This window comes from Devosia marina (genome assembly GCF_009758415.1).
Lineage (GTDB): Bacteria > Pseudomonadota > Alphaproteobacteria > Rhizobiales > Devosiaceae > Devosia > Devosia marina.
The window spans coordinates 47846-68223 of record NZ_WQRF01000003.1 but is presented as its reverse complement, the minus strand read 5'-3'; the positions used below and the strand labels follow the sequence as shown (position 1 = coordinate 68223).

Annotated in this window: 18 protein-coding genes; 8 read left to right on the top strand and 10 right to left on the bottom strand. The window is 60.1% G+C overall.

What is annotated here, in order from left to right; translation table 11 throughout:
- Positions 1-65: 65 nt before the first annotated feature.
- The 6 genes from GO014_RS11310 to GO014_RS11285 form a co-directional block, all read right to left on the bottom strand.
- Entirely contained in the window at positions 66-1541 is a 1476-nt protein-coding gene (locus tag GO014_RS11310) for a mannitol dehydrogenase family protein (protein WP_157290438.1), read from the bottom strand.
- 5 nt (positions 1542-1546) lie between these two features.
- The gene (locus GO014_RS11305) at positions 1547-2557 is read right to left on the bottom strand and encodes an ABC transporter ATP-binding protein (RefSeq protein WP_157290437.1); all 1011 of its coding nucleotides are present in this window, start codon (positions 2555-2557) and stop codon (positions 1547-1549) included.
- A 13-nt stretch (positions 2558-2570) separates the two neighbouring features.
- The gene (locus tag GO014_RS11300) at positions 2571-3401 is read right to left on the bottom strand and encodes a carbohydrate ABC transporter permease (protein ID WP_157290436.1); all 831 of its coding nucleotides are present in this window, start codon (positions 3399-3401) and stop codon (positions 2571-2573) included.
- Positions 3402-3413: 12 nt separating this feature from the next.
- Positions 3414-4286, bottom strand: coding sequence for a carbohydrate ABC transporter permease (locus GO014_RS11295; protein WP_157290435.1), 873 nt, complete (start codon positions 4284-4286; stop codon positions 3414-3416).
- A gap of 276 nt (positions 4287-4562) precedes the next feature.
- Positions 4563-5873: an ABC transporter substrate-binding protein gene (locus GO014_RS11290; protein ID WP_157290434.1), complete on the bottom strand. Its 1311-nt coding sequence runs from the start codon at positions 5871-5873 to the stop codon at positions 4563-4565.
- Between the two features lie 449 nt (positions 5874-6322).
- Positions 6323-7015, bottom strand: a complete 693-nt coding sequence (locus GO014_RS11285) for a winged helix-turn-helix transcriptional regulator (protein WP_157290433.1) — start codon at positions 7013-7015, stop codon at positions 6323-6325.
- A gap of 166 nt (positions 7016-7181) precedes the next feature.
- On the opposite strand from GO014_RS11285, the gene GO014_RS11280 reads away from it, so the two are divergent.
- Positions 7182-8624 carry an FAD-binding oxidoreductase gene (locus GO014_RS11280; RefSeq protein ID WP_157290432.1) on the top strand — a complete coding sequence of 481 codons (1443 nt, stop codon included), beginning with the start codon at positions 7182-7184 and terminating at the stop codon, positions 8622-8624.
- 390 nt (positions 8625-9014) lie between these two features.
- On the opposite strand, the gene GO014_RS11275 is transcribed toward GO014_RS11280, so the two are convergent.
- On the bottom strand, positions 9015-9968 hold the full coding sequence (locus tag GO014_RS11275; protein ID WP_157290431.1) for a sugar-binding transcriptional regulator: 954 nt from the start codon (positions 9966-9968) through the stop codon (positions 9015-9017).
- Positions 9969-10129: 161 nt separating this feature from the next.
- On the opposite strand from GO014_RS11275, the gene GO014_RS11270 reads away from it, so the two are divergent.
- A complete protein-coding gene (locus GO014_RS11270; RefSeq protein WP_157290430.1) occupies positions 10130-10795 on the top strand; it encodes a class I SAM-dependent methyltransferase in 666 nt (221 codons plus the stop codon).
- Positions 10796-10802: 7 nt separating this feature from the next.
- Here GO014_RS11270 and sseA read toward each other — a convergent pair whose 3' ends face one another.
- Together sseA and GO014_RS11260 are read right to left on the bottom strand one after the other, a co-directional pair.
- Positions 10803-11636 (bottom strand): 3-mercaptopyruvate sulfurtransferase, encoded by an 834-nt coding sequence (gene sseA, locus GO014_RS11265; RefSeq protein WP_157290429.1) that lies wholly within the window; start codon positions 11634-11636, stop codon positions 10803-10805.
- Between the two features lie 132 nt (positions 11637-11768).
- Positions 11769-12788 (bottom strand): substrate-binding domain-containing protein, encoded by a 1020-nt coding sequence (locus tag GO014_RS11260; RefSeq protein ID WP_157290428.1) that lies wholly within the window; start codon positions 12786-12788, stop codon positions 11769-11771.
- A gap of 487 nt (positions 12789-13275) precedes the next feature.
- Between GO014_RS11260 and GO014_RS11255 the strand changes: the two genes are divergently transcribed.
- The 6 genes from GO014_RS11255 (at position 13276) to GO014_RS11230 (ending at position 19610) form a co-directional block, all read left to right on the top strand.
- On the top strand, positions 13276-14544 hold the full coding sequence (locus GO014_RS11255; RefSeq protein ID WP_179952960.1) for an ABC transporter substrate-binding protein: 1269 nt from the start codon (positions 13276-13278) through the stop codon (positions 14542-14544).
- A gap of 88 nt (positions 14545-14632) precedes the next feature.
- Entirely contained in the window at positions 14633-15613 is a 981-nt protein-coding gene (locus GO014_RS11250; protein ID WP_179952959.1) for a carbohydrate ABC transporter permease, read from the top strand.
- The gene (locus GO014_RS11245; protein ID WP_157290427.1) at positions 15613-16458 is read left to right on the top strand and encodes a carbohydrate ABC transporter permease; all 846 of its coding nucleotides are present in this window, start codon (positions 15613-15615) and stop codon (positions 16456-16458) included. The genes GO014_RS11250 and GO014_RS11245 overlap by 1 nt, the downstream gene beginning before the upstream one ends.
- Before the next feature lie 12 nt (positions 16459-16470).
- On the top strand, positions 16471-17475 hold the full coding sequence (locus tag GO014_RS11240; protein WP_157290426.1) for an ABC transporter ATP-binding protein: 1005 nt from the start codon (positions 16471-16473) through the stop codon (positions 17473-17475).
- A gap of 171 nt (positions 17476-17646) precedes the next feature.
- Complete coding sequence (locus tag GO014_RS11235) at positions 17647-18435, top strand: ThuA domain-containing protein (RefSeq protein ID WP_157290425.1); 789 nt, start codon at positions 17647-17649, stop codon at positions 18433-18435.
- A 131-nt stretch (positions 18436-18566) separates the two neighbouring features.
- On the top strand, positions 18567-19610 hold the full coding sequence (locus GO014_RS11230; protein WP_116588923.1) for a Gfo/Idh/MocA family protein: 1044 nt from the start codon (positions 18567-18569) through the stop codon (positions 19608-19610).
- Between the two features lie 59 nt (positions 19611-19669).
- Here the strand turns inward: GO014_RS11230 and GO014_RS11225 are convergent, their stop codons facing one another.
- The gene (locus tag GO014_RS11225) at positions 19670-20224 is read right to left on the bottom strand and encodes a hypothetical protein (protein ID WP_157290424.1); all 555 of its coding nucleotides are present in this window, start codon (positions 20222-20224) and stop codon (positions 19670-19672) included.
- Between the last annotated feature and the right edge of the window lie 154 nt (positions 20225-20378).

The window sequence follows — 20378 nt, the reverse complement described above, 5'->3', positions numbered from 1 at the left end:
CGGTCCGGGCGGACCATAGCGAATGGGATTGACAGCGACTAGAGGGAGAGAGGCAGAGGCAAAACCTAGTGCTGATCCGCCAGATACCGCTCGAGCGTCCGTGCGGTGCCCTGCATCCACAACGCGTTCAGGGCCTTGGTGAACGCGGCAACAAAGTCAGGAGCCTTGGCCAGATCACCATAAATGTCGGCCATTTCGAGCCAGGCTTTGGGGTTATCCTTGGCCTTGATGGCCTGGGCGTTGAGCCGGTCCCAATTCGGATCGTTCGGCTCGATTACCGCGCCGCTATCGGTGGTGCCGAAGCAGTAGCGGCACCACAGAGCCGAGACGAGCGCCAGGCCGGTCACGCTCTGGCCGTCGCGAATACGATCGAGCGCCGAGGGGATGATGAATTTGGGCTGCCGGTTGGAGCCATCGAGCGCCAGGCGCCGCACTGTGTCGCCGATCTTGGGATTGGCAAAGCGTCGCTCGCAAAGCGCGAAATAGGCGTCGAGATCGGTATCGGGCACAGGCGGCACGACTGGAATGATCTCTTCGGCTTCCACCTTCTTGAGAAAGGCGGAGACCAGCGGGTGCTCCATTGCCTCGTGCACATAATGAATGTCGAGCAGGCCAGCCGGATAGGCAATGGTGGCATGGCCGCCATTGAGAATGCGGATTTTCATATGCTCGTAGGGCGCGACGTCGGGCACGAACTGCACACCGACCTTTTCCAGCGCCGGGCGCCCGGCGGGAAAATTGTCTTCGAGCACCCATTGCTTGAAGCTTTCGCAGAACACCGGCCAGGCGTCTTCAATGCCAAAATTATCGGCGAGCAGTGTCTTCTCGCGGTCCGAGGTGGCGGGGGTGATGCGGTCCACCATGCCATTGGGGAAGGCGACCGAGGTCTTGACCCATTCGGCCAGCTCCGGGTGGATCAGCGTGGCCAGACCGGCGACCGCATTCTCGGTGACGTGGCCATTGCCCGGAATATTGTCGCAGCTCATTACCGTGAAGGGGACAATGCCGGCCTCTCGACGTTTAACCAGACCCGCCAGGATCAGACCGAACGCGGTTTTCGGCGCGTCGAAATGGGCCGCGTCATACGCAATGTCGGGATGCGTTGGATCGAATGTCTGGCTGGCCGGGTCGATATAGTAGCCGCCCTCGGTAATGGTCAGCGAGACGATGCGGATGGCCGGATCCGCTAGCCTGGAAATGACGGCGGCGCTGTCGCCGGGCGGCAGATAGTCGATCATGGCGCCGGTGACTTGCGCCGTGCTGGTCTCCGCCTCTTGCTCGACCACGGTGGTGAACCAGTCCTGCCCCATCAGCTTTTGCCGCATTGCCTCATCGGCTGCGCGCACGCCGGCCCCTACCAGCGCCCAGTCGTGCCCCTCGCCCAGATTGAACAGCGCGTCGAGATAGACGGCCTGATGAGCGCGATGAAAATTGCCGACGCCGAAATGCACAATGCCGGCGGTGAGATCGGCGCGGTTATAGGCCGGGGTGACCGCAGTCTTGATCGCTGGAAGCGTTGCAGTGGAAAGCCTGGTGGTCATGTCGGTTAGTCCTGGAGTGCCAGCCCGGCCGCGTCGAAGCGGTAGATGCGGTTGGCGTCGGGCGTGAGATAGACCTTGTCGCCATGGCGGAAGGTCTGTTCGCCATCGGTACGAACCGTCATCAGGCCGAGGCCCTCGACCTCGACATGCAGGAAGGTATCGGAACCGAGCTGTTCGGCGACATTGACCGTGCCGGCCCATTGCCCAGCTCCGGCGGTGGTCGAGAGCGTAAAGTGCTCAGGCCGTACGCCGATGGAGTGTGCATTGTGCTTTTCGGCCTCGGGACCATCGACGAAATTCATCTTGGGCGAGCCAATAAAGCCGGCCACAAAGCGGTTGGCGGGCCTCTTGTAGAGTTCGAGCGGGGAGCCGAATTGCTCGACATTACCCGCATTCAGCACCACGATCCGGTCGGCCATGGTCATGGCTTCCACCTGGTCGTGGGTCACATAGATCATGGTGGTCTTGAGCTGCTGGTGCAGTTCAGTGATTTCGAGCCGCATGTTAACGCGCAGCGCCGCGTCGAGGTTCGACAAGGGCTCGTCGAACAGGAACGCCTTGGGTTCGCGCACGATGGCGCGGCCAATCGCAACGCGCTGGCGTTGGCCACCGGACAGGGCCCGCGGGCGGCGGTCGAGATAGGAGCCGAGATTGAGCGTGCGGGCTGCATACTCGACCTTCTTGTCGATCTCGGCTTGCGGCATCTTGGCCATTTTGAGCGGGAAGGCGATGTTGTCGCGCACGCTCATATGCGGATAGAGCGCATAGGACTGGAACACCATGGCCAGACCGCGCCGGGCGGGCGGTGCGCCGGTGACGTCCTCGCCATCGAGTTTGATATGACCCGAGGTGGTGTCCTCAAGCCCCGCGATCAAGCGCAGCAGGGTAGATTTGCCGCAGCCCGAGGGGCCGACAAAGACAACGAATTCGCCGTCCTCGATTTCAAGCGAAATGTCGGGGATGATTTCGACTTCACCGAAGGACTTGTTGACGTGTTCGAGCGTGATGGAACCCATTTCGTAAAGCCCTTTACTTGACGGCGCCGAAGGTGAGGCCGCGGACGAGCTGCTTCTGGCTGAACCAGCCCAGCAGCAGGATTGGTGCGATGGCCAGGAGAGACGCGGCCGAAAGCTTGGCCAGGAACAGGCCCTGGGGTGATGAGAAAGACGAGATAAAGGCGGTCAATGTGCCGGCCCGGCCCGAGGTCAGGGTGATGGTCCAGAAGGCCTCGTTCCAGGCCAAAATCACATTGAGCAGCAGGGTCGAGGCGATCCCGGGAATGGCCATGGGCACCAATACATGGACGATCTCGTTCCACAGCTCGGCGCCATCCATGCGGGCAGCTTCGAGAATATCGACCGGGATTTCCTTGAAATAGGTGTAGAGCATCCAGATGATGATCGGCAGGTTGATCAGCGTCATGATGATGGTCAGGCCATGCACGGTGTCGAGCAGGCGCAGATCGCGGAAAATCAGATAGATCGGGATCAGCACGCCAACGGCAGGCATCATCTTGGTGGAGAGCATCCACATCAAAATGTCCTTGGTGCGCTTGGTCGGCGCAAAGGCCATCGACCAGGCCGCCGGAATGGCGATGACGAGGCCCAAAAGGGTCGAGCCGACCGACACCAGGATCGAGTTCCAGGCGTGCTTGATATAGTCCGAGCGGTCCTGCACATCGCCGAAATTGTCGAGCGTAAAGGTCAGGGGCAGGAAAGTGGGTGGGGTGGCGATCGCTTCGGCCTCGGTCTTGAAGGCGGTGACGATAGTCCACAGGATGGGCGAAAACAGCAGCAGGGCCACGGTCCATGCAAGCACTGTGAAGCCGACTTTGGTCTGAACGGATGCGTTGCGGGCCATGATCGTGTCTCCTTACGCGTCCAGGTTCTTGCCGACGGCGCGCATCAGGAAGATGGCGACGATGTTGGCGATGATGACCGCGACCACGCCACCGGCGGAACCGGCGCCGATGTCATTGGACAAAATACCGGTGCGGAACACCAGGAAAGCGATATTGGTCGAGGCATAGCCCGGCCCACCGCCGGTGGTGACGCGGATCTCCGCAAAGATGCCGAGCAGGAAAATGGTCTGGATCAGGATCACGATGGTGATCGCCCGGGCCATGTGCGGCAGGATGATATAGCGGAAGCGGTTGACCGCATTGGCGCCATCCATTTCGGCGGCCTCGCGCTGCTCCTCGGAGAGCGACTGCAATGCGGTGAGCAGGATGAGCGTGGCAAAAGGCAGCCACTGCCAGGCGACGATGACGATCACCGAAAACAGCGGATATTGCGCGAACCAGTCCACCGGCTCGAGGCCGAGGGCCTTGAACAGGTGCCCGAGCATGCCATAGCCGGGATGCATGAAGCCGTTCTTCCAGATCAGCGCGGCGACCGGCGGCATGACGAAGAAGGGGGAGATGACCAGGATGCGCAAAACGCCCTGGCCCCAGATCGGCTGATCGAGCAGCAGCGCCAGGAACGTGCCGCCGATCACGGTGATCAGCAGCACCCCGCCAACCAGCAGAAGCGTATTGACCAGCGCCTGGGTGAAGCTGGGGTCGCCTATGACGTATTCATAGTTTCCCCATCCGGCAAAGCCGGTCATCATCGGGTTGATCAGGCTATAATTCTGAAACGAGAACCAGATGGTCATGGCCAGCGGCACGGCCATCCAGATCAGAAGCACAATGACGGCTGGTGCCATCATGGTGCGCGCCAGGGTGCGGGTTTGCCGGGTCGCCATCCATTCCTCCCAGGGCCGATCAGGTTGGCCCGATTTGTTCGGGTCCATCGGTCCTCATCGGATGGTCACCTTGAGGTGGCCATCGGATCAGGCCCGCCAGCCTGCGGCGCAGCCGCAGTGCCGGGGATGGAGCCGTCCGGCGTCCTGAGGGGGACGAGTTTGCCGGGCGGCTCCCGTTCGGGACGCAGATGCAAGGGAGGACGAACAATCCGTGCATAGGGTCCGGAAGAGGACGGCCGAAAAGAGGTTCCGGCCGTCGAGGCTTTGGAGGAAGCCTTATTTGATATAACCGGCGCGGGTCATGTCGCGGGTTACGGCGTCCTGGGCCTGGGCCAGGGCGTCATCGGCGGACATCTGACCGGCGAGCGCTGCCGAGAAGAGCTGACCGACATTGGTGCCGATGCCAGCAAATTCGGGGATGGCCACGAACTGCACGCCAACATAAGGCACCGGATCGACCGTCGGATTAGTCGGATCAGCGGCGTTGATCGAGTCCAGGGTCATCTGCGCGAAGGGCGCGGCTTCCTGATAGTTCGGATTCTCATAAAGGGAAGTTCGCGTGCCGGGAGGCACATTTGCCCAGCCTTCTTCGGCCGCGACCGTTTCAAGATAGTCCTTGTCAGTTGCCCAGCCGATAAACTGTTCGGCAGCATCTGCGTTTTGTGAAGATGCTGGAATGGCCAACGCCCAAGACCAGAGCCAATTGGCGCGTTTGCCCTTGCCAGTGTCTGGGGCCAGCGCGAAGCCGACCTTGTCTGCCACCGTGGATTCTTCAGGGTTGGTGACGAACGAGGCTGCAACGGTAGCATCAATCCACATGCCGCACTTACCCTGCTGGAACAGGGTCAGGTTCTCGTTGAAGCCATTTGAGGATGCGCCGGACGGTCCCGCATCCGCCATGAGGCTGAGATAGGTCTCTATCGTCTCTTTCCACTCAGGGCTGTCGAACTGCGGCTGCCAGTTTTCATTGAACCAGCGCGCCCCGAAGGAATTCGACATGGTGGTCAGGAAGGCAGTGTTTTCACCCCAGCCTGCCTTGCCACGCAGGCAGACGCCGTTGATGTCGTTATTCCGGTCGGTCATGGCGCGTGCGGCTTCACCGATGAACTCCCAGGTCGGTGCTTCCGGCATCGTGAGGCCCGCTTTTTCCATCAGATCGGTGCGATACATGATGAAGGAGCTCTCGCCATAGAACGGTGCGGCATAGAGCTTGCCGTCAACGCTCAGTCCGTCGCGGATCGGCGGCAGCAGGTCGTCAACATCGTATTCGGCGTCCGCCGTCAGGCCATCGAGTGGCTTGAGCCAACCCTGCTTGGCCCAGATCGGGGCCTCGTAGGTGCCGATGGTCATGATGTCGTACTGGCCGCCATTGGTGGCGATGTCCGTCGTCACGTTCTGGCGCAGTGTGTTCTCTTCCAGAACCACCCAGTTCAGCTCGATGCCGGTTTCTTCGGTGAAGGCGCTCGACAGGCCCTGCATGCGGATCATGTCGCCATTGTTCACGGTGGCAATGGTGAGCGTCTGTGCAGAAGCGGTGCCGACAAGGGCGAGCGTCAAAACGCCCGCGAAAAGCGGTGTCAGTTTCATGAATATCCTCCCAGATACGAGACGGGCATTTGTCTCTTATGTGAGCAAATGTTCACTTTATTGGCGTGCGAGTCAAGCAGGCTTTTACGCAGATTCATGCCGTACGTGCGTCAGATGGCCCTGAAACGCGGTTCTTAGCAGCTGAGGCCGGGGGTATGAGCAAAGTCGCTGTTCGACGAGCTTATGCCCGGTATCGGGATGTCTTAATGCTGGGGAGCCACTTGGACCGTGGGTGGGCGCGAGCCCGTCAGACGTGACCTTCGAGCTTGCGGCGTGGGCTGCGAATTTTGCTGACGGCAGTTTGGCGAAAAGCGGCTTTGGTAGCTTCTTTGGCCCAAGTGCGCACTGTTACTCAGCGCCTGTACGGGTGGCTGCCGGATAACGCTCAATTATGCGTGTGCAGAAAGCCTTGCGCTCACGATTCGGTAATCGTGGCGATGGATGTCGTCTCAGTGCACCAGCTTCGACTGCGAGGAAAAAGGACTAAGACCCAACCAGGTCTGCATTGTGCTCGCCATTGCGGGATCACCTTCAAATTGGATCTTGTCTCGAACTTGCTCTACTCTTGCCAGACCCATCCAGATTTCAGTCATGGTGCGCAGGTTCGTTGTCACCCAGAGATCGACATCGTATCCAGGATCGGTCGAACAGAGGTCAACGGCACCGAAGGGCTCTACGACCAGCCACCAGTGTCGCCGGCCAGCCGCAAGCTCAGGGTAGAGAAAGCTGATCACCGTCCGGCGGTCGGGCAAGGGAGACGGGTCGAGGTTGCGGCGCATGTCCCACATCAGCAGCGATGGGTCCAGGTTATCGAGCGTTGCTTGCGTCTCGATCCATTTTTGCCCCCATATACCGAAGGCTTCAACAATAGACTGCAGGTCGTGCCCGGCCTTGGTCAGGCGGTATTCCTGTACGCTCGGCTCGTCATCTGCGGGGCCACGCGAGACTATTCCAGCCACTTCGAGCTCCTTCAGCCTTTGGGATAAAAGGCTTGGGGACATGCGAGGAACGCCGCGTCTCAAATCGTTGAACCGGGTGGAGCCGGCCACCATTTCTCGCACCAGAACGATGGTCCAGCGCGTGCAGAGCATTTCGGCCGCCATCGCGACCGGACAGAACTGTCCGTAACTGCCGATAGTCATCTTGCAACTCCTCCTCTGGAGAAAAGCCCGCTACCGCCCACGCTTCAACCTAGCACGATTTCACCCTTCGCCCGTCAGGAAAAGGCAGGTTCAGTTTCAGGACTAGTTCACCCTCATATTGGGGCGCAGTCTGCCAATAGTCCGAAAACCTATTGGAGCAATCGCCATGACCGTAGCGCTAAAAGAGCTGAATGGTGGGACCTTGGAGGTCCTCGACGAGAGACTGGCAGAATTGAGGACCGCGCTGGAGGGCCAGCTGATCGGCAAAGACGATGCCGGCTACGACGAGGCCCGATCACTTTGGAACGGCATGATAGATCGGCATCCTGGTCTGATCGTGCGCGCAACGGACCGGAGAGATATCCAGCTCGTGGTGAATTTCGCGCAGCGCAACAGCATCTTGCTAAGTATTAAAGGCGGCGGCCACCAGATTGCGGGCCATGCGGTGGCTGATGGCGCGCTGCTGCTTGATCTTTCGCAGATGAAGGGCGTTCACGTCGATGCTGATGCGGCTACAGCAACTGTCGAGCCCGGCTGCCTTTTGTCCGACGTGGATAAGGCCACCCAGGCTCACGGATTGGCGGTGCCTCTGGGCATCAACTCGACAACCGGCATTTCGGGTCTGACCCTTGGTGGTGGCTTTGGCTGGATTACTGGCAAACACGGGCTGACGATTGATAACCTGCTATCGGCTGAAGTTGTCTGCGCCGATGGCGAGATACGAACAGCAAGTGCCTCGCAAAATCCTGATCTTTTCTGGGCGATCAGCGGGGGAGGGGGCAATTTCGGCGTAGTCTGTTCGTTCAAGTTCAAGCTGCATCCGATCGGTCCTGAGGTTTTGTCTGGGCTGATAGTGCACCCGTTGTCTGATGCGCGCGGTCTCTTGCAGAAATATCGTGATCTCTGTGCCCGCGCGCCTGATGAACTGACTGTCTGGGCGGTTATGCGGCAGGCACCTCCGCTTCCCTTCATCCCGCCGGCCTGGCATGGCAAGGAAGTTCTTATTTTCGCTGCATGCTACGCCGGCGACATGGAGCAAGGCATGCAGTCAATGCAGGAGTTGCGGGCACTTGGCGAACCGATTGCCGATGTGATCGCCCCACACCCCTATGAAGGGTGGCAGCAAGCTTTCGATCCACTCCTCACCCCAGGTGCGCGCAACTACTGGAAAAGCAATGACTTCCTTGCTCTGCACGATGAGGTCATCGACGCGACCTTGTCGGCGGTTGCCGAATTGCCTGACCCGCAGACAGAGATATTTATCGCACATCTGGGCGGTGCGATGACACGTGTTGATCCCTCCGCCACACCGTTTCCTCAGCGCAAGCGCCACTTCGTGATGAATATTCACACGAGATGGTCCGACCCTGCACAAGATCAGTCATGTATCGCTTGGGCCCGCGAGCTTTTTGAGCAGACTGCCCCTCACGCCGCCGGTACCGTATATGTAAACTTTTTGCCCACGGACGACGAGGGCAGAGTATCGGAGGCCTACGGATCGAATATTGAGAAGTTGCGCGGCATCAAGGAGAAGTACGATCCGCAGAACCTTTTCCGATTGAACCACAATATTGTGCCGAAAGCGGATGTGGAGCTGATGTCCGCTTAAGGTCCGGCGCATAAAGCCACGGCCAAGCGGAGTGAGTTCGAGAAGCTGGCCCGAAATTTAATCCCCGCGCCCAAATCCTCCCCCATACTCCGCCCATCTCTCCCGAGATGGGCGGACTGCAGCGAACAGTTGCGGGAGGAGCCGGTTGGGTGCTGGGTCGCTCCAGGGCCTGCCTGCTGGTCGGGTCACCTTGCGACGAGCGATCAAAAGGGGCCGCGACAGCAGGAGAAACCCGGCGTTCCGAGGCGGCGACGTCTCTATTACTTAGTTTTACTGAGACGCACGCGCCTCGGGACACGTCCAGGTTCAACCGGAGGCTACAAGGGCCGGCCGGCGGTTCAGCGCGCCCTTTTTGTAAAGGAATTCAATAGGCCATGAGCGATCATGCTGTCACGCCAGCAGCAGTTCCGCCGTCTGTTCGTCGGTGATGATGCCATTGGCCAGGCGCCGGGTCAGGGCGGCGCGGATGGCGGCGGCCTTGGCGGGGCCCATGGCCAGGGCAATGACGCGGCCATTTTCGCGGCTGGGAATGGGGGCAGAGGCGACCCGGTCATTGGTCTGGCCCTCGATCAGCCGGCCCTCGGAATCGAATACCCAGCCACAGATTTCGCCGACCGCGCCGGCCTTTTGCAGCGCCTTGTGTTCGGTTTCGGAAATGAAGCCGTCGAGCAAAAGAGGCGCATCCGGGCCCAGATGGCCGATACCGACAAAGGTGATATTGGCGCGGGCCGCCAGGTCGAGCGTCGAGGCGATCATGGGCTGGGTATGGAGCATTGCGCGCTCCTTGGCCGAGGAGGCGATAACCGGCAAGGGCATGGGAAAGCTGCGGGCCTTGACCGTATCGGCCACGTTAAAGATGACGTTGTAGAATGCGGCCGAGCCGTCCGGGGCGATATTGCCGGTCAGCGACACCACCGTGTGGTGCGGGCAATCCATGGGCTGGAGCTGTTCGATCGCGGCCTTGAGGGTGCGGCCGGTACCGATGGCGATGATCACCGGGTCCGGGCTGCGCAGGCACCGTTCAAGCTCGGCGGCCCCCGCTTCGGCAATGCCAATCGTGGTCGAGGAACTGGCCGTGTCGGAGGGTACGACCTCGCAGTGGTCGAGCGCGTAGCGGGTGCGCAGCCGTTCGGCCAGGTCCAGGCACCGGCCGATGGGGTGGTCGAGCCGGACCTTGATCAGCCCTTCGCTCACCGAGAGCGAAACCAGCCGCTGCGCCGACTGGCGCGAAATCCCCATCTTGGCGGCGATTTCCTCCTGCGTATTGCCGGCAACATAATACAGCCAGCCGGCGCGCGCTGCATCGTCCAGCCGGGTTGCAGAAGTCTCGTTACGCGCAGCCATATGCCCTCATCCCTAGTCGCTCCCGCGATTATTCCGATGCAGCGGCCCACCGCAAGGGGCAATGGCGGAAAGGGTGGCGCTCCTATCCGCGGCCGCCGAATGGACATTGACCTTTCGATTTATAGTAACAATAAAAGTTACATATAAGAATGGAGGTGATGATGACCGATTTCGCCAATGTTGCACCGCGCTATGCGGACGGACCGCCCAGGCAGGTGCCAGGGCTCGATGGCCTACATCGCATGACCGATTTGCTGCTGGCTGAACGCGTGCCCGAGGCGGGCCGGGTGCTGGTTCTGGGCGCCGGTGGTGGCATGGAATTGGGCAATCTGGCAGACCGCCATGCGGGCTGGCAGCTCGACGGGGTGGACCCGTCCGCGCAGATGCTTGAGACCGCCCGGGTGGCAACAGCGGCCCATGCCGATCGGGTACATTTGCACGAGGGGACCATTGATGTGGCGCCGGACGGGCCATTCGATGGCGCCACGTGCCTCCTCACCTTTCATTTCATTCCCTTGGGCGAGCGGCTCGAAACCCTTGCGCAATTGCATCGCCGGCTGCTGCCGGGCGCGCCCCTGGTCCTGGCGCATATGAGCTTTCCGCAGGATCTGCAGAGCCGCGACATCTGGATGCGGCGGCATGCGGCCTTTGCAGTATCCAATGGGGTCGATCCGGCCCATGCCGAAAATGGCCGGCGGGCCATGCTGGAACGGCTGCATCTGCTTTCGCCGCAGGATGAGGAGCGGATGATGGCGGAAGCCGGATTTTCCGGCGTGAGCCTCTTTTATGCCGGGTTCGATTTCCGTGGCTGGGTCGCCTATGCCTGAAGGCGGGTCAACTCTCCACCTCGGCATCGTCTCGGGCGCCCCATTCGGCCCAGGAGCCGTCATAGACGGCGACCTGCTTTGCCCCGGCCCGCTCGAGTGCCAAAGCGAGCGTCACGGCGGTGATGCCGGAGCCGCAGGAGGTGATGATGGGCTGGTCCAGGCGCACCCCGCGTTCGGCAAAGATCGCCTGCAGCGTTTCCGGAGATTTGAGACGTCCGTTTTCCGTAACAAGGCTCACCGGGACATTGGTGCTGCCGGGAATGTGGCCGGCCTTAAGACCCTTGCGCGGTTCGGGCACTTCGCCATGAAAGCGCGGGGCAGGACGGGCATCGACCACCTGCGCGGCGTGGCTGCGCAGATTGGCCGAGACGGCTTCGAAATCAACCGCCGCATCGGGGTCGAAATTGGCCTCGAAGCGCCGCTTCTCCCGGTGCTGCAGGCCGGTTTCGGTGCCACGCTTCTCCGCGCGCCACTTCGGCCCGCCCCCTTCGAGCATCACTACATTCTCCGCGCCAAAGCAGCGGAACGTCCACCAAACGCGCGGGGCGCTGAACAGACCGACCTCGTCATAGACGACGATCGTCATGTTCTGACTAATTCCCAGGGCTCCAACTGCCCGAGCGAATTCCGCCGGGCTGGGCAGCATGTGGGGCAGGTCGCTGGAGGTATCGGCAATACCGTCGATGTCGAAAAACACCGCGCCGGGAATGTGGCCGGCCAGATATTCGGCCTGGGCATTGCGCGCACCGTTTGGCAGGTGCCAACTCGCATCGACCACAACAACGTCAGGATCTTTCAGTTGCTGGGCCAGCCAGTCGGTGGTGACGAAAGGTGACGTCATGGGGAACTCCGTGCGGCGTGTTGCTGCTAGTGGTAACGTTGAGCGTTGCTGCGCTTCAAGCGTCAATCGGTTGGTGGCGCACTGCAGTGGGTCAATGCGGCAGAATCAAGAGGGCGCTTCTGCCCTCTGCCGTTATCCCTTTGGTGCAGGTCCTGAGCTTTCGCGCAACACCAGTTCCACCGGCCAGAGCTCATGTACGTCGGCCAGCGGTTTGCCCGCCAGGATCTGCATGATCAATTCGGCAATCCGGGTTCCGGCCTGGCGGATCGAGGAGCGCGTCGTCGACATGGTGGGGTACATGTTGTCGGCGTTGAGATAGGGGAACACGTCGTCATGGGCGATCATGGAGACGTCGGATCCCAATTCCAAACCCGCCTGGCGAATGGCGCGAAAGACACCCAGCGCCGTCATCATAGAGCCGGCCAGAAAAGCGGTCGGGCGGGGGCGCTGTTCAAGCATGGCCTGGGCCATGCGAAAGGCGATTTCGTCGGTAAAGACCGAATTGCCCACAAGTGCTGGATCGACTGTCAGGCCGCGAGCGGTCAATGCAGTGCGGTAGCCGATTTCACGGTGCTGGGCAAATGTACGGCCCTTGACCCCATTGAGCAGGGCGATGCGCCGATGCCCCAGATCGAGCAGATGGCTGGTGGCGCGTTCGAGCGCGCTGGTGTTGTCGATGTCGAGCCAGGCCACAGGGTGCCCGATATTTGTCCGTCCATGCAGCACGAAGGGGATCTTGAGGTCCATCAGCAGTTCGGCCCGCTCGTCGCTGATGGTGGGAGAATGCAGGATCACCGCATCCACCTTCTGGCTGGCGGCGAGACGGCGATAGGCGGCCAGCTCCTCTTGATGGCTGGCAACGGTGGAGACCAGCATATCGATTTCCTGGCTGGCCATATAGCTGCCGACGCCAGAGAGAAATTCGGACATGTGCGGGCCCAGCTCGTCGGCGCCGCGCAGCACAAGGCCGACGGCACCGGCCCGTCCGGTGGCCAGGCGCAGGGCGCTGGCATTGGGGCGATAGCCGAGCAGATTGGCGGCCTCGGCAACACGGCGGCGGGTGGCCTCGTTGACTTCAGGATAGCCGTTGAGCGCACGGCTGACCGTGGTTTGCGACAGACCGAGATGCTCGGCGAGGTCTTTCAGTCTCATTGCGGCGTTACGGCCCATAGGGTTTTGAGCTCCGGTCGCTTGTCCGCATTGGTGCGGAAAAGCCGGTCGCTACAGCCATTAGGGCAGGCTAGTCCCTTTGAACAGGGAACTTTGCCATTCTCCTCCCAAAGCCATTCAAAGCGATTTCAAATTTTGAGGCAAGCCCTGGAAATCGTTTCAGAAAGTTGAGGTTCGTACATCAACGTTTCAGGCGGTGATTTTTGCCGTTGGAAAGAGTTGGCTCTGTTAATCCTATGAATCAGAAAGGTATTTTTTGTTACCGACGGAAAAGTTCTGAAAATCAACGAGGGCGACGCTTGACAGTTTTTCAAGCCTCTGTTTCCTTAACTTCCAAAGCGCTTTCAAACTGAACGGCAAAAACGGTTCGGTAAGGTGCTTTTGAGGGGGAGGAGATTTGATCCGGCGCTTTGGCGCGGGGTCGATTCAATGCGCCTCCTTCGCCACATGTTTTTCGGGAGGATTTCCAATGAAGATGAAGTTATTGCTCGCCGGCCTGCTGACGAGCGTGACCTTGGTCGGTGGGGCTGCTCAAGCGGCCGAGCTGTCCATTGTCTCCGGCGACACAGGCAGCGGCCTGGCTTTCCTGCGCAGCCAGCTTGATCGTTTCGAGGCAGACACCGGTCACACTGTTACCGTAGTGCCCATGCCTTCTTCGACTACCGACCAGTTCGGCCAGTATCGCCTCTGGCTCGCAGCGGGCAATTCAGACATCGACGTATATCAGACCGACGTGATCTGGGCGCCGCAACTTGCCGATCAGTTTCTTGATCTGAGCGAGGCTGCGGCTGATGTTGTCGGCAACCACTTCCCCTCGATCATCGAGTCGCAGACGGTAGATGGCAAGCTGGTTGCTCTTCCCGCCTTTACCGATGCTCCAGCGCTCTATTACCGGACGGACCTGCTTGAGAAACATGGCAAGTCGGTCCCGGAGACGTGGGCCGAGCTTGAAACGACTGCCATGGAGATCATGGAAGCCGAACGTGCAGAGGGTAATTCGGAGATCTGGGGCTTCGTGTTCCAAGGCAACGCCTATGAGGGCCTGACATGCGATGCCCTGGAATGGGTCATGTCCAATGGCGGCGGCCAGATCGTCGAGCCTGATGGGACCATTTCGATCAACAACGACCAGGCCGCTGCTGCGATTGATCGTGCCGCCGGCTGGGTCGGAACCATCGCGCCTGAAGGCGTGCTGGCCTATATGGAAGAAGAAAGCCGTGGCGTCTGGCAGCTCGGCAATGCCGTGTTCATGCGCAACTGGCCCTATGCCTACGCACTGGGCAATGGCGACGACTCGGCAGTGAAGGGCAAGTTTGACGTTGCTCCGCTGCCTGCCGGCGACGGCGAGGGTGCCCGCTCTGCCGCTACCCTGGGCGGATGGAACGTCGCGGTGTCGAAATATTCGCCCGATCCAGAAGCTGCGATCGAGCTGGCCAAGTTCCTGGCGTCAGAAGAGGTCCAGAAGGAGCGCGCGATCCAACAGTCAAACCTGCCGACCATCCCCTCGCTTTACGAAGACGCCGATGTGCTCGAAGCGTCGCCGTTCATGGAAAACTGGAAGGCAATCTTCGAGCAGGCCGTGCCACGTCCGTCCGCTCCGACCAAGACCGACTATAACGAGGTTTCCTCGTTATTCTGGAGCGCCGTCCATGACACGCTTTCCGGCAACGGCTCTGCCGCAGAAAACCTCGAAATTCTTGAGGCCGATCTGCAAGACCTGAAGGGCGACGCCTGGTAGTCCTCCCGGCGGCCTGAGCAGGGCGGATGGCTGGGTTCCCGGCCGTCCGCCCTGCACTTTTAGAATTTGTTGTGGGAGGAGAACGAGTATGGCGACCGACGCCATGGCCCCTGTAGGGACGGCGGCCACACCCAAGATCAGGTCGGAGCTGATGCTGCAGCGGGTTCGCGCTGCGCGCTGGTTCCTGGTTCCGATGATGATTGCCCTGGCGATCGTGGCTGGATGGCCGCTGACGCGCTCGATCTGGTTCTCTTTCACCGATGCTACGCTCAACGACCTGTACGGTGCCGAGTGGGTTGGTTTCGGCAACTACCTGCGCTGGCAGGTGCTGGAAAGCGGCACCGTGCGTTATCGTGGCGTGCTCGCCGATCCGGATTGGTGGAATGCCGTCTGGAATACGGTGCGCTTCGCGTTCTGGTCCGTGCTCTGGGAAACCGTTCTCGGCATGATCGTGGCTTTGGTGCTCAACGCCGAGTTCCGTGGCCGTGGCATCGTCCGGGCCGCTATTCTCATTCCCTGGGCCATTCCCACCATTGTTTCTGCCCGCATGTGGGGCTGGATGCTCAATGACCAGTTCGGCATCATCAATGATCTGGGCATGAAACTGGGTTTGCTCTCCGCTCCGGTGGCCTGGACGGCCTCGGCGGATACCGCAATGACGGCGGTGCTAATCGTTGATATCTGGAAGACCACTCCGTTTATGGCGCTCCTGATCCTGGCCGGCCTGCAGATGATCCCCAAGGATATCTATGAAGCCGCCGACATCGACGGTGTGCATCCGGTCAAGCAGTTTTTCAGGATCACACTGCCGTTGGTGCGACCGGCGCTGATGGTGGCGATCATCTTCCGCGTCCTAGACGCGCTGCGCATCTTCGACCTGATCTATGTGCTGACGCCCAATTCGCGCTCGACCAAGACCATGTCGGTACTGGCACAGGAGAACCTGTTCCAGTTCAACAATTTCGCTGAAGGGTCGACCCAGTCGACGCTGTTGTTCCTGCTGATCGCAATCTTCACCATCCTCTATATCTGGATCGGCAAGGTGAACTTCGAGGGGGGAGACCGCTGATGGGCGCGACCTTCGACTATTGGAAACTGACCAAGACGGTGCTGTTTTATGCGCTGGTGCTGGTCATCGTGGTGGTCTCGGTATTCCCGTTCTACTACGCGATCCTGACCAGCCTGAAATCAGGTACGGACTTGTTCCGGGTTACCTATTGGCCGACCTCGATCAGCTTCGATAACTTCCGGCAAGTGTTCAGCCAGGGCGCTTTCCCGCGCAATCTGCTCAATTCGGTCTTCGTGGCTTCGGTCACCGTGATCCTTGCTCTGTTCCTGGCGGTGACGGCCTCGTTCGCCTTAAGCCGGGTTCGCTTCCGTGGCCGTGGCCTGTTGCTGATGACGATCCTGGCCGTTTCCATGTTCCCGCAGATTGCTGTGCTCGCAGGCCTGTTCGAGGTGATCCGGTTCCTGGGCATCTACAACACCCCTTGGGCACTTATCTTCGCCTATACGATCTTTACCCTGCCGTTCACTGTATGGGTACTGACCACCTTCATGCGTGACCTGCCGGTTGAAATCGAAGAGGCCGCTATCGTCGATGGGGCCACGCCCTGGGTCATCATCACGCAGGTGTTCATGCCACTGATGTGGCCAGCACTGGTGACAACCGGCCTACTGGCCTTCATCGCGGCGTGGAATGAGTTCCTCTTCGCGCTAACGTTCACCGTGTCGAACGAGACCCGCACCGTGCCGGTGGCCATCGCGCTGCTTTCGGGCGGCTCACAATATGAAATTCCCTGGGGCATCATCATGGCGGCATCGGTCGTTGTGACCGTTCCGCTGGTTGCCCTGGTGCTGGTGTTCCAGCGTAAGATTGTTTCCGGCCTCACCGCCGGCGGCGTCAAAGGATAAGGAGAAGCCAAAATGGCATCAATCGAACTTCGCAATATCCGTAAGTCCTTCGGCGCTGTGAACGTCATCAAGGGCGTCGACCTGGAAGTACGCAAGGGCGAGTTCATGGTCTTTGTCGGGCCTTCGGGTTGCGGCAAGTCCACATTGCTGCGCCTGATCTCCGGACTTGAGGACATCACGTCGGGCGAAATGCTGTTCGACGGCAAGGTGGTCAACGCCCTGACCCCGTCAAAGCGTGGCATCGCCATGGTGTTTCAGTCCTATGCGCTCTATCCGCATATGACAGTCTATGAAAACATGGCGTTCGGGCTGAAGCTGGAGAAGGGCAACAGCAAGGAAGCTATCCGGGAGCGCGTGGAGAAGGCGGCTGATATGCTGCAGATCCGGCAGTATCTCGATCGGCTGCCCAAGCAGCTTTCGGGCGGTCAGCGGCAACGCGTCGCCATTGGCCGGGCCATTACCCGGGACCCGAAAGTCTTTCTGTTCGACGAGCCACTGTCAAACCTGGATGCTGCCCTGCGTGTGGCGACCCGCATCGAGATTGCCAAACTGCATGAGGGCATGCACGATGTCACCATGATCTATGTGACACATGATCAGGTGGAGGCGATGACGCTGGCCGACCGCATCTGTGTGTTGCGCGATGGCCTTGTCGAGCAAGTGGGAACGCCCATGGAGCTCTACGAGAAACCCGACAGCATCTTTGTTGCCGGCTTTATCGGTTCACCCAAAATGAACTTTCTGACCGGTGAGAAAGCTGAAGCCTTCAAGTGCGCGACATTGGGCGTGCGTGGCGAGCACATGCTGGTCAAGCCTGATGGCATCTGGGAAGGCGAAGTGATCCATACCGAAAATCTTGGCGCGGATACCTATGTCTATCTCGAAATGGGCCAGGAGGAGCCCATCGTGGTTCGTCTCGAAGGCGCCATGCAGCATCCGAGCGGCTCGAAGCTGCGCGTTTCCCCGATGGAAGATCGCGTACACCGCTTCGATGAAGCAGGAAAGCCGATTCGATAGGGGCAATTTCAATGCGTGGCGGCCCCGTTGCCGTCACCTTTTCCCAACACCGTGTCCCTCCTGGCGGGAACCTCAGTTGAGCAAACAGGGGTTCCCGATTTTGCGGGAATGACGCAGAACCCAGAAACACCCGGCGCCTCCCTGCCGGGATATTGATATTAGGAGACTGTCATGCCGATCCGTACCCTGGTGTGGGGCGAAAACGTTCACGAACAGAAGAACAAGGTTGTCGCCGAAAACTACCCAAATGGCATGCATAACCAGATTGCCGCGCTGCTGCGGCAGGATGCCAATCTCGAGGTCAAGACCACTACCTTGCAAGAGCCCGAGCATGGCTGCACTGAAGAGGCGTTGGCCAATACCGATGTGTTGCTGTGGTGGGGCCATGCGGCCCATGACAAGGTCGACGACGCTGTGGTCAAGCGCGTGATGGAGCATGTCTGGCAGGGCATGGGGTTGATCGTGCTGCATTCGGGCCACCACTCCAAGCTGTTCAAGGGCCTGATGGGGGCGCCCGCAAACTTGCACTGGCGTGAAGCAGGCGAACGCGAACGCCTGTGGGTGGTCAACCCCGGGCATCCGATCGCCAAGGGACTGCCAGCATATTTCGAGCTGGAATATGAAGAGATGTATGGCGAGCCCTTCACGGTGCCGGAGCCGCTTGAGACAGTATTCGTCTCCTGGTTCCAGGGTGGCGAAGTGTTCCGCTCGGGCCTCACTTATCGGCGTGGCGCGGGCAATATCTTCTATTTCCGTCCCGGCCATGAAACCTACCCGACCTACCACGACGCCAATGTCGGTCAGGTGTTGCGCAATGCCGTCAACTGGGCCTATCAGGGCGATCGTCACGCGCACCTGATGAAGGCGCCGAACACGCCGGTTGCCGAGGCGATCGAGAAGATCGAGGAACGCGGTGCCAAGCTGAGCGCCGCCGACCATGCGGGTGAAGTGAAGAGCTAACCGACCTGCGGCGCTGGTCCCGCCAAAGCAGGATGCGCCGTTTCAGACACAAAGGCATTCCCGCCGTGAACGGGAGTGACCTGCACAGAAAACAGACGAGCGGCCGTCGGCGACGGCCAAGGATTTGACATATGCGTATCCTCATCCTGGGTACCGGCGGCATGGCCAATACGCATGCCAAGAGTTTTGCGAGCATTGAAGGGGTCACTCTGGCCGGCGGGGTTGATGTCGACCCTTCGCGGGTCGAGGCCTTCTGTGCGGCACACAATATCGAGCGGGGCTTTGGTTCGCTCGATGCGGCCCTGGGCTGGGGGCAGTTCGATGCCGTGGCCAATGTGACGCCCGACAGTGTGCACTATCCCACGACCATGGCTGCTCTGGCTGCAGGCAAGCACGTATTCTGTGAAAAGCCCTTGGCGACCGATCACGCGCGGGCCATGGAAATGACCGAGACGGCTGAACGGCTGGGTCTGGTCAACATGGTCAACCTGACCTATCGCAATGTTGCCCAGCTGCAGAAAGCCCGTGAAATCGTGCAGTCGGGTCAGGTTGGCACGGTCAAGCATTTCGAGGCCAGTTATTTGCAGAGCTGGCTGGTGTCTCGCGCCTGGGGCGACTGGCGGACGGAGAGCCAGTGGCTGTGGCGCCTGTCCAAGAAGCACGGCTCAAACGGCGTGCTCGGCGATATCGGCGTGCACATTCTCGACTTTGCCGCCTATGGCGCCGGCAGTGACTTTTCCAAAGTGTTCTGCCGGCTGGAAACCTTCGACAAGGCACCGGGCAACAAAATTGGCGAATACGACCTGGACGCCAATGACAGCTTCGCCATGACGGCGCAGCTTGAGAACGGCGCGCTGGGGGTGGTGCATGCCTCGCGCTGGGCGACGGGGCACTTCAACGAACTTCGCTTAAGGGTTTATGGCGAACTCGGCTCGATCGAGGTGCAACATCGCCACGATTGGTCAAAGCTCTATACCTGCCTGGGTCAGGATGCCGAAACCGGGACCTGGACCGAGGTCGAAGTCGATCCGGTGCCCACCAATTACCAGCGCTTCGTTGATGCGTGCCGTCAGGGCCAGAACCTGGAGCCAAGCTTCCGGCATGCCACCAACATCCAGAAGGTGCTCGATATGGCGACCGTGACCGAGCGGGAACGCGCTGAGCATGCCGTCTAGCGGCAAGGAAGGGCCCCGGCTGTAGCCGGGGCCCACCAGGGGTTCTCTTCAGTAAACAATCAACCGCGATCGTCGACATAAATGATGACCGAACCGTCAGCCTTTGTCTTTACGCTGACGACGTCCTCGATCGCATGGCCTTCAGCTTCAAGCTTGGCCGAGATCGCCGCATTTCCTTCAAGTCGGGAGTGCAGGCCAGCCTGCGCGTCGGCGTTGGCCGACAGCTCAGCGTCGAGCGAAGCACTTTCAGTGGCTGCATCGCCCTGAAGGGACGAGAGCAGCACGATGCTGATCTGGGACTCATCAGTAATGCTGGAGAGGTCCAGATTAGCTGAACTCTTGATGGACGCCATTACCGAGCCATAGGTGTTGTCGGCCATGTCGCCGGCATTGGCGTTGGCGTTTGCGCCGGCATTGGCGCTCGCCTTGCCATTGGCGCCGGTATTGGTGTCGGCACCTGCATCAACGTTGGTGTCGGTGCTTGCGCCAGCGTCGAGGCTTGGGGCGTCCACAGACGCACCCGCGCCTGCGTCAACGCCGACAGTGGCGTCCTGAGCAATTGCGGTGGAAGCGAGAAGTGCGGTAACTGCAGTTGCGATAATGGTCTTTTTCATTTCAGTACTCCGTTTGTGGGATGTGCCCCCCACTTGGACAGCCACACAACGAAGCTTTTTGCTTTGGGTTGCGCAGTTCCAGATCACAAACGGCGATCAAATTTTTCGCCCCTGTTGCAACCGGCTGAGGTGATGCCAATTTCTTTGTGAAAGC

Excerpts from the sequence above, each read along its gene's own strand:
- GO014_RS11310 (WP_157290438.1), bottom strand. The coding sequence starts at position 1,541 with ATGACCACCAGGCTTTCCACTGCAACGCTTCCAGCGATCAAGACTGCG.
- GO014_RS11305 (WP_157290437.1), bottom strand. The coding sequence starts at position 2,557 with ATGGGTTCCATCACGCTCGAACACGTCAACAAGTCCTTCGGTGAAGTC.
- GO014_RS11300 (WP_157290436.1), bottom strand. The coding sequence starts at position 3,401 with ATGGCCCGCAACGCATCCGTTCAGACCAAAGTCGGCTTCACAGTGCTT.
- GO014_RS11295 (WP_157290435.1), bottom strand. The coding sequence starts at position 4,286 with ATGGCGACCCGGCAAACCCGCACCCTGGCGCGCACCATGATGGCACCA.
- GO014_RS11290 (WP_157290434.1), bottom strand. The coding sequence starts at position 5,873 with ATGAAACTGACACCGCTTTTCGCGGGCGTTTTGACGCTCGCCCTTGTC.
- GO014_RS11285 (WP_157290433.1), bottom strand. The coding sequence starts at position 7,015 with ATGACTATCGGCAGTTACGGACAGTTCTGTCCGGTCGCGATGGCGGCC.
- GO014_RS11280 (WP_157290432.1), top strand. The coding sequence starts at position 7,182 with ATGACCGTAGCGCTAAAAGAGCTGAATGGTGGGACCTTGGAGGTCCTC.
- GO014_RS11275 (WP_157290431.1), bottom strand. The coding sequence starts at position 9,968 with ATGGCTGCGCGTAACGAGACTTCTGCAACCCGGCTGGACGATGCAGCG.
- GO014_RS11270 (WP_157290430.1), top strand. The coding sequence starts at position 10,130 with ATGACCGATTTCGCCAATGTTGCACCGCGCTATGCGGACGGACCGCCC.
- sseA (WP_157290429.1), bottom strand. The coding sequence starts at position 11,636 with ATGACGTCACCTTTCGTCACCACCGACTGGCTGGCCCAGCAACTGAAA.
- GO014_RS11260 (WP_157290428.1), bottom strand. The coding sequence starts at position 12,788 with ATGAGACTGAAAGACCTCGCCGAGCATCTCGGTCTGTCGCAAACCACG.
- GO014_RS11255 (WP_179952960.1), top strand. The coding sequence starts at position 13,276 with ATGAAGATGAAGTTATTGCTCGCCGGCCTGCTGACGAGCGTGACCTTG.
- GO014_RS11250 (WP_179952959.1), top strand. The coding sequence starts at position 14,633 with ATGGCGACCGACGCCATGGCCCCTGTAGGGACGGCGGCCACACCCAAG.
- GO014_RS11245 (WP_157290427.1), top strand. The coding sequence starts at position 15,613 with ATGGGCGCGACCTTCGACTATTGGAAACTGACCAAGACGGTGCTGTTT.
- GO014_RS11240 (WP_157290426.1), top strand. The coding sequence starts at position 16,471 with ATGGCATCAATCGAACTTCGCAATATCCGTAAGTCCTTCGGCGCTGTG.
- GO014_RS11235 (WP_157290425.1), top strand. The coding sequence starts at position 17,647 with ATGCCGATCCGTACCCTGGTGTGGGGCGAAAACGTTCACGAACAGAAG.
- GO014_RS11230 (WP_116588923.1), top strand. The coding sequence starts at position 18,567 with ATGCGTATCCTCATCCTGGGTACCGGCGGCATGGCCAATACGCATGCC.
- GO014_RS11225 (WP_157290424.1), bottom strand. The coding sequence starts at position 20,224 with ATGAAAAAGACCATTATCGCAACTGCAGTTACCGCACTTCTCGCTTCC.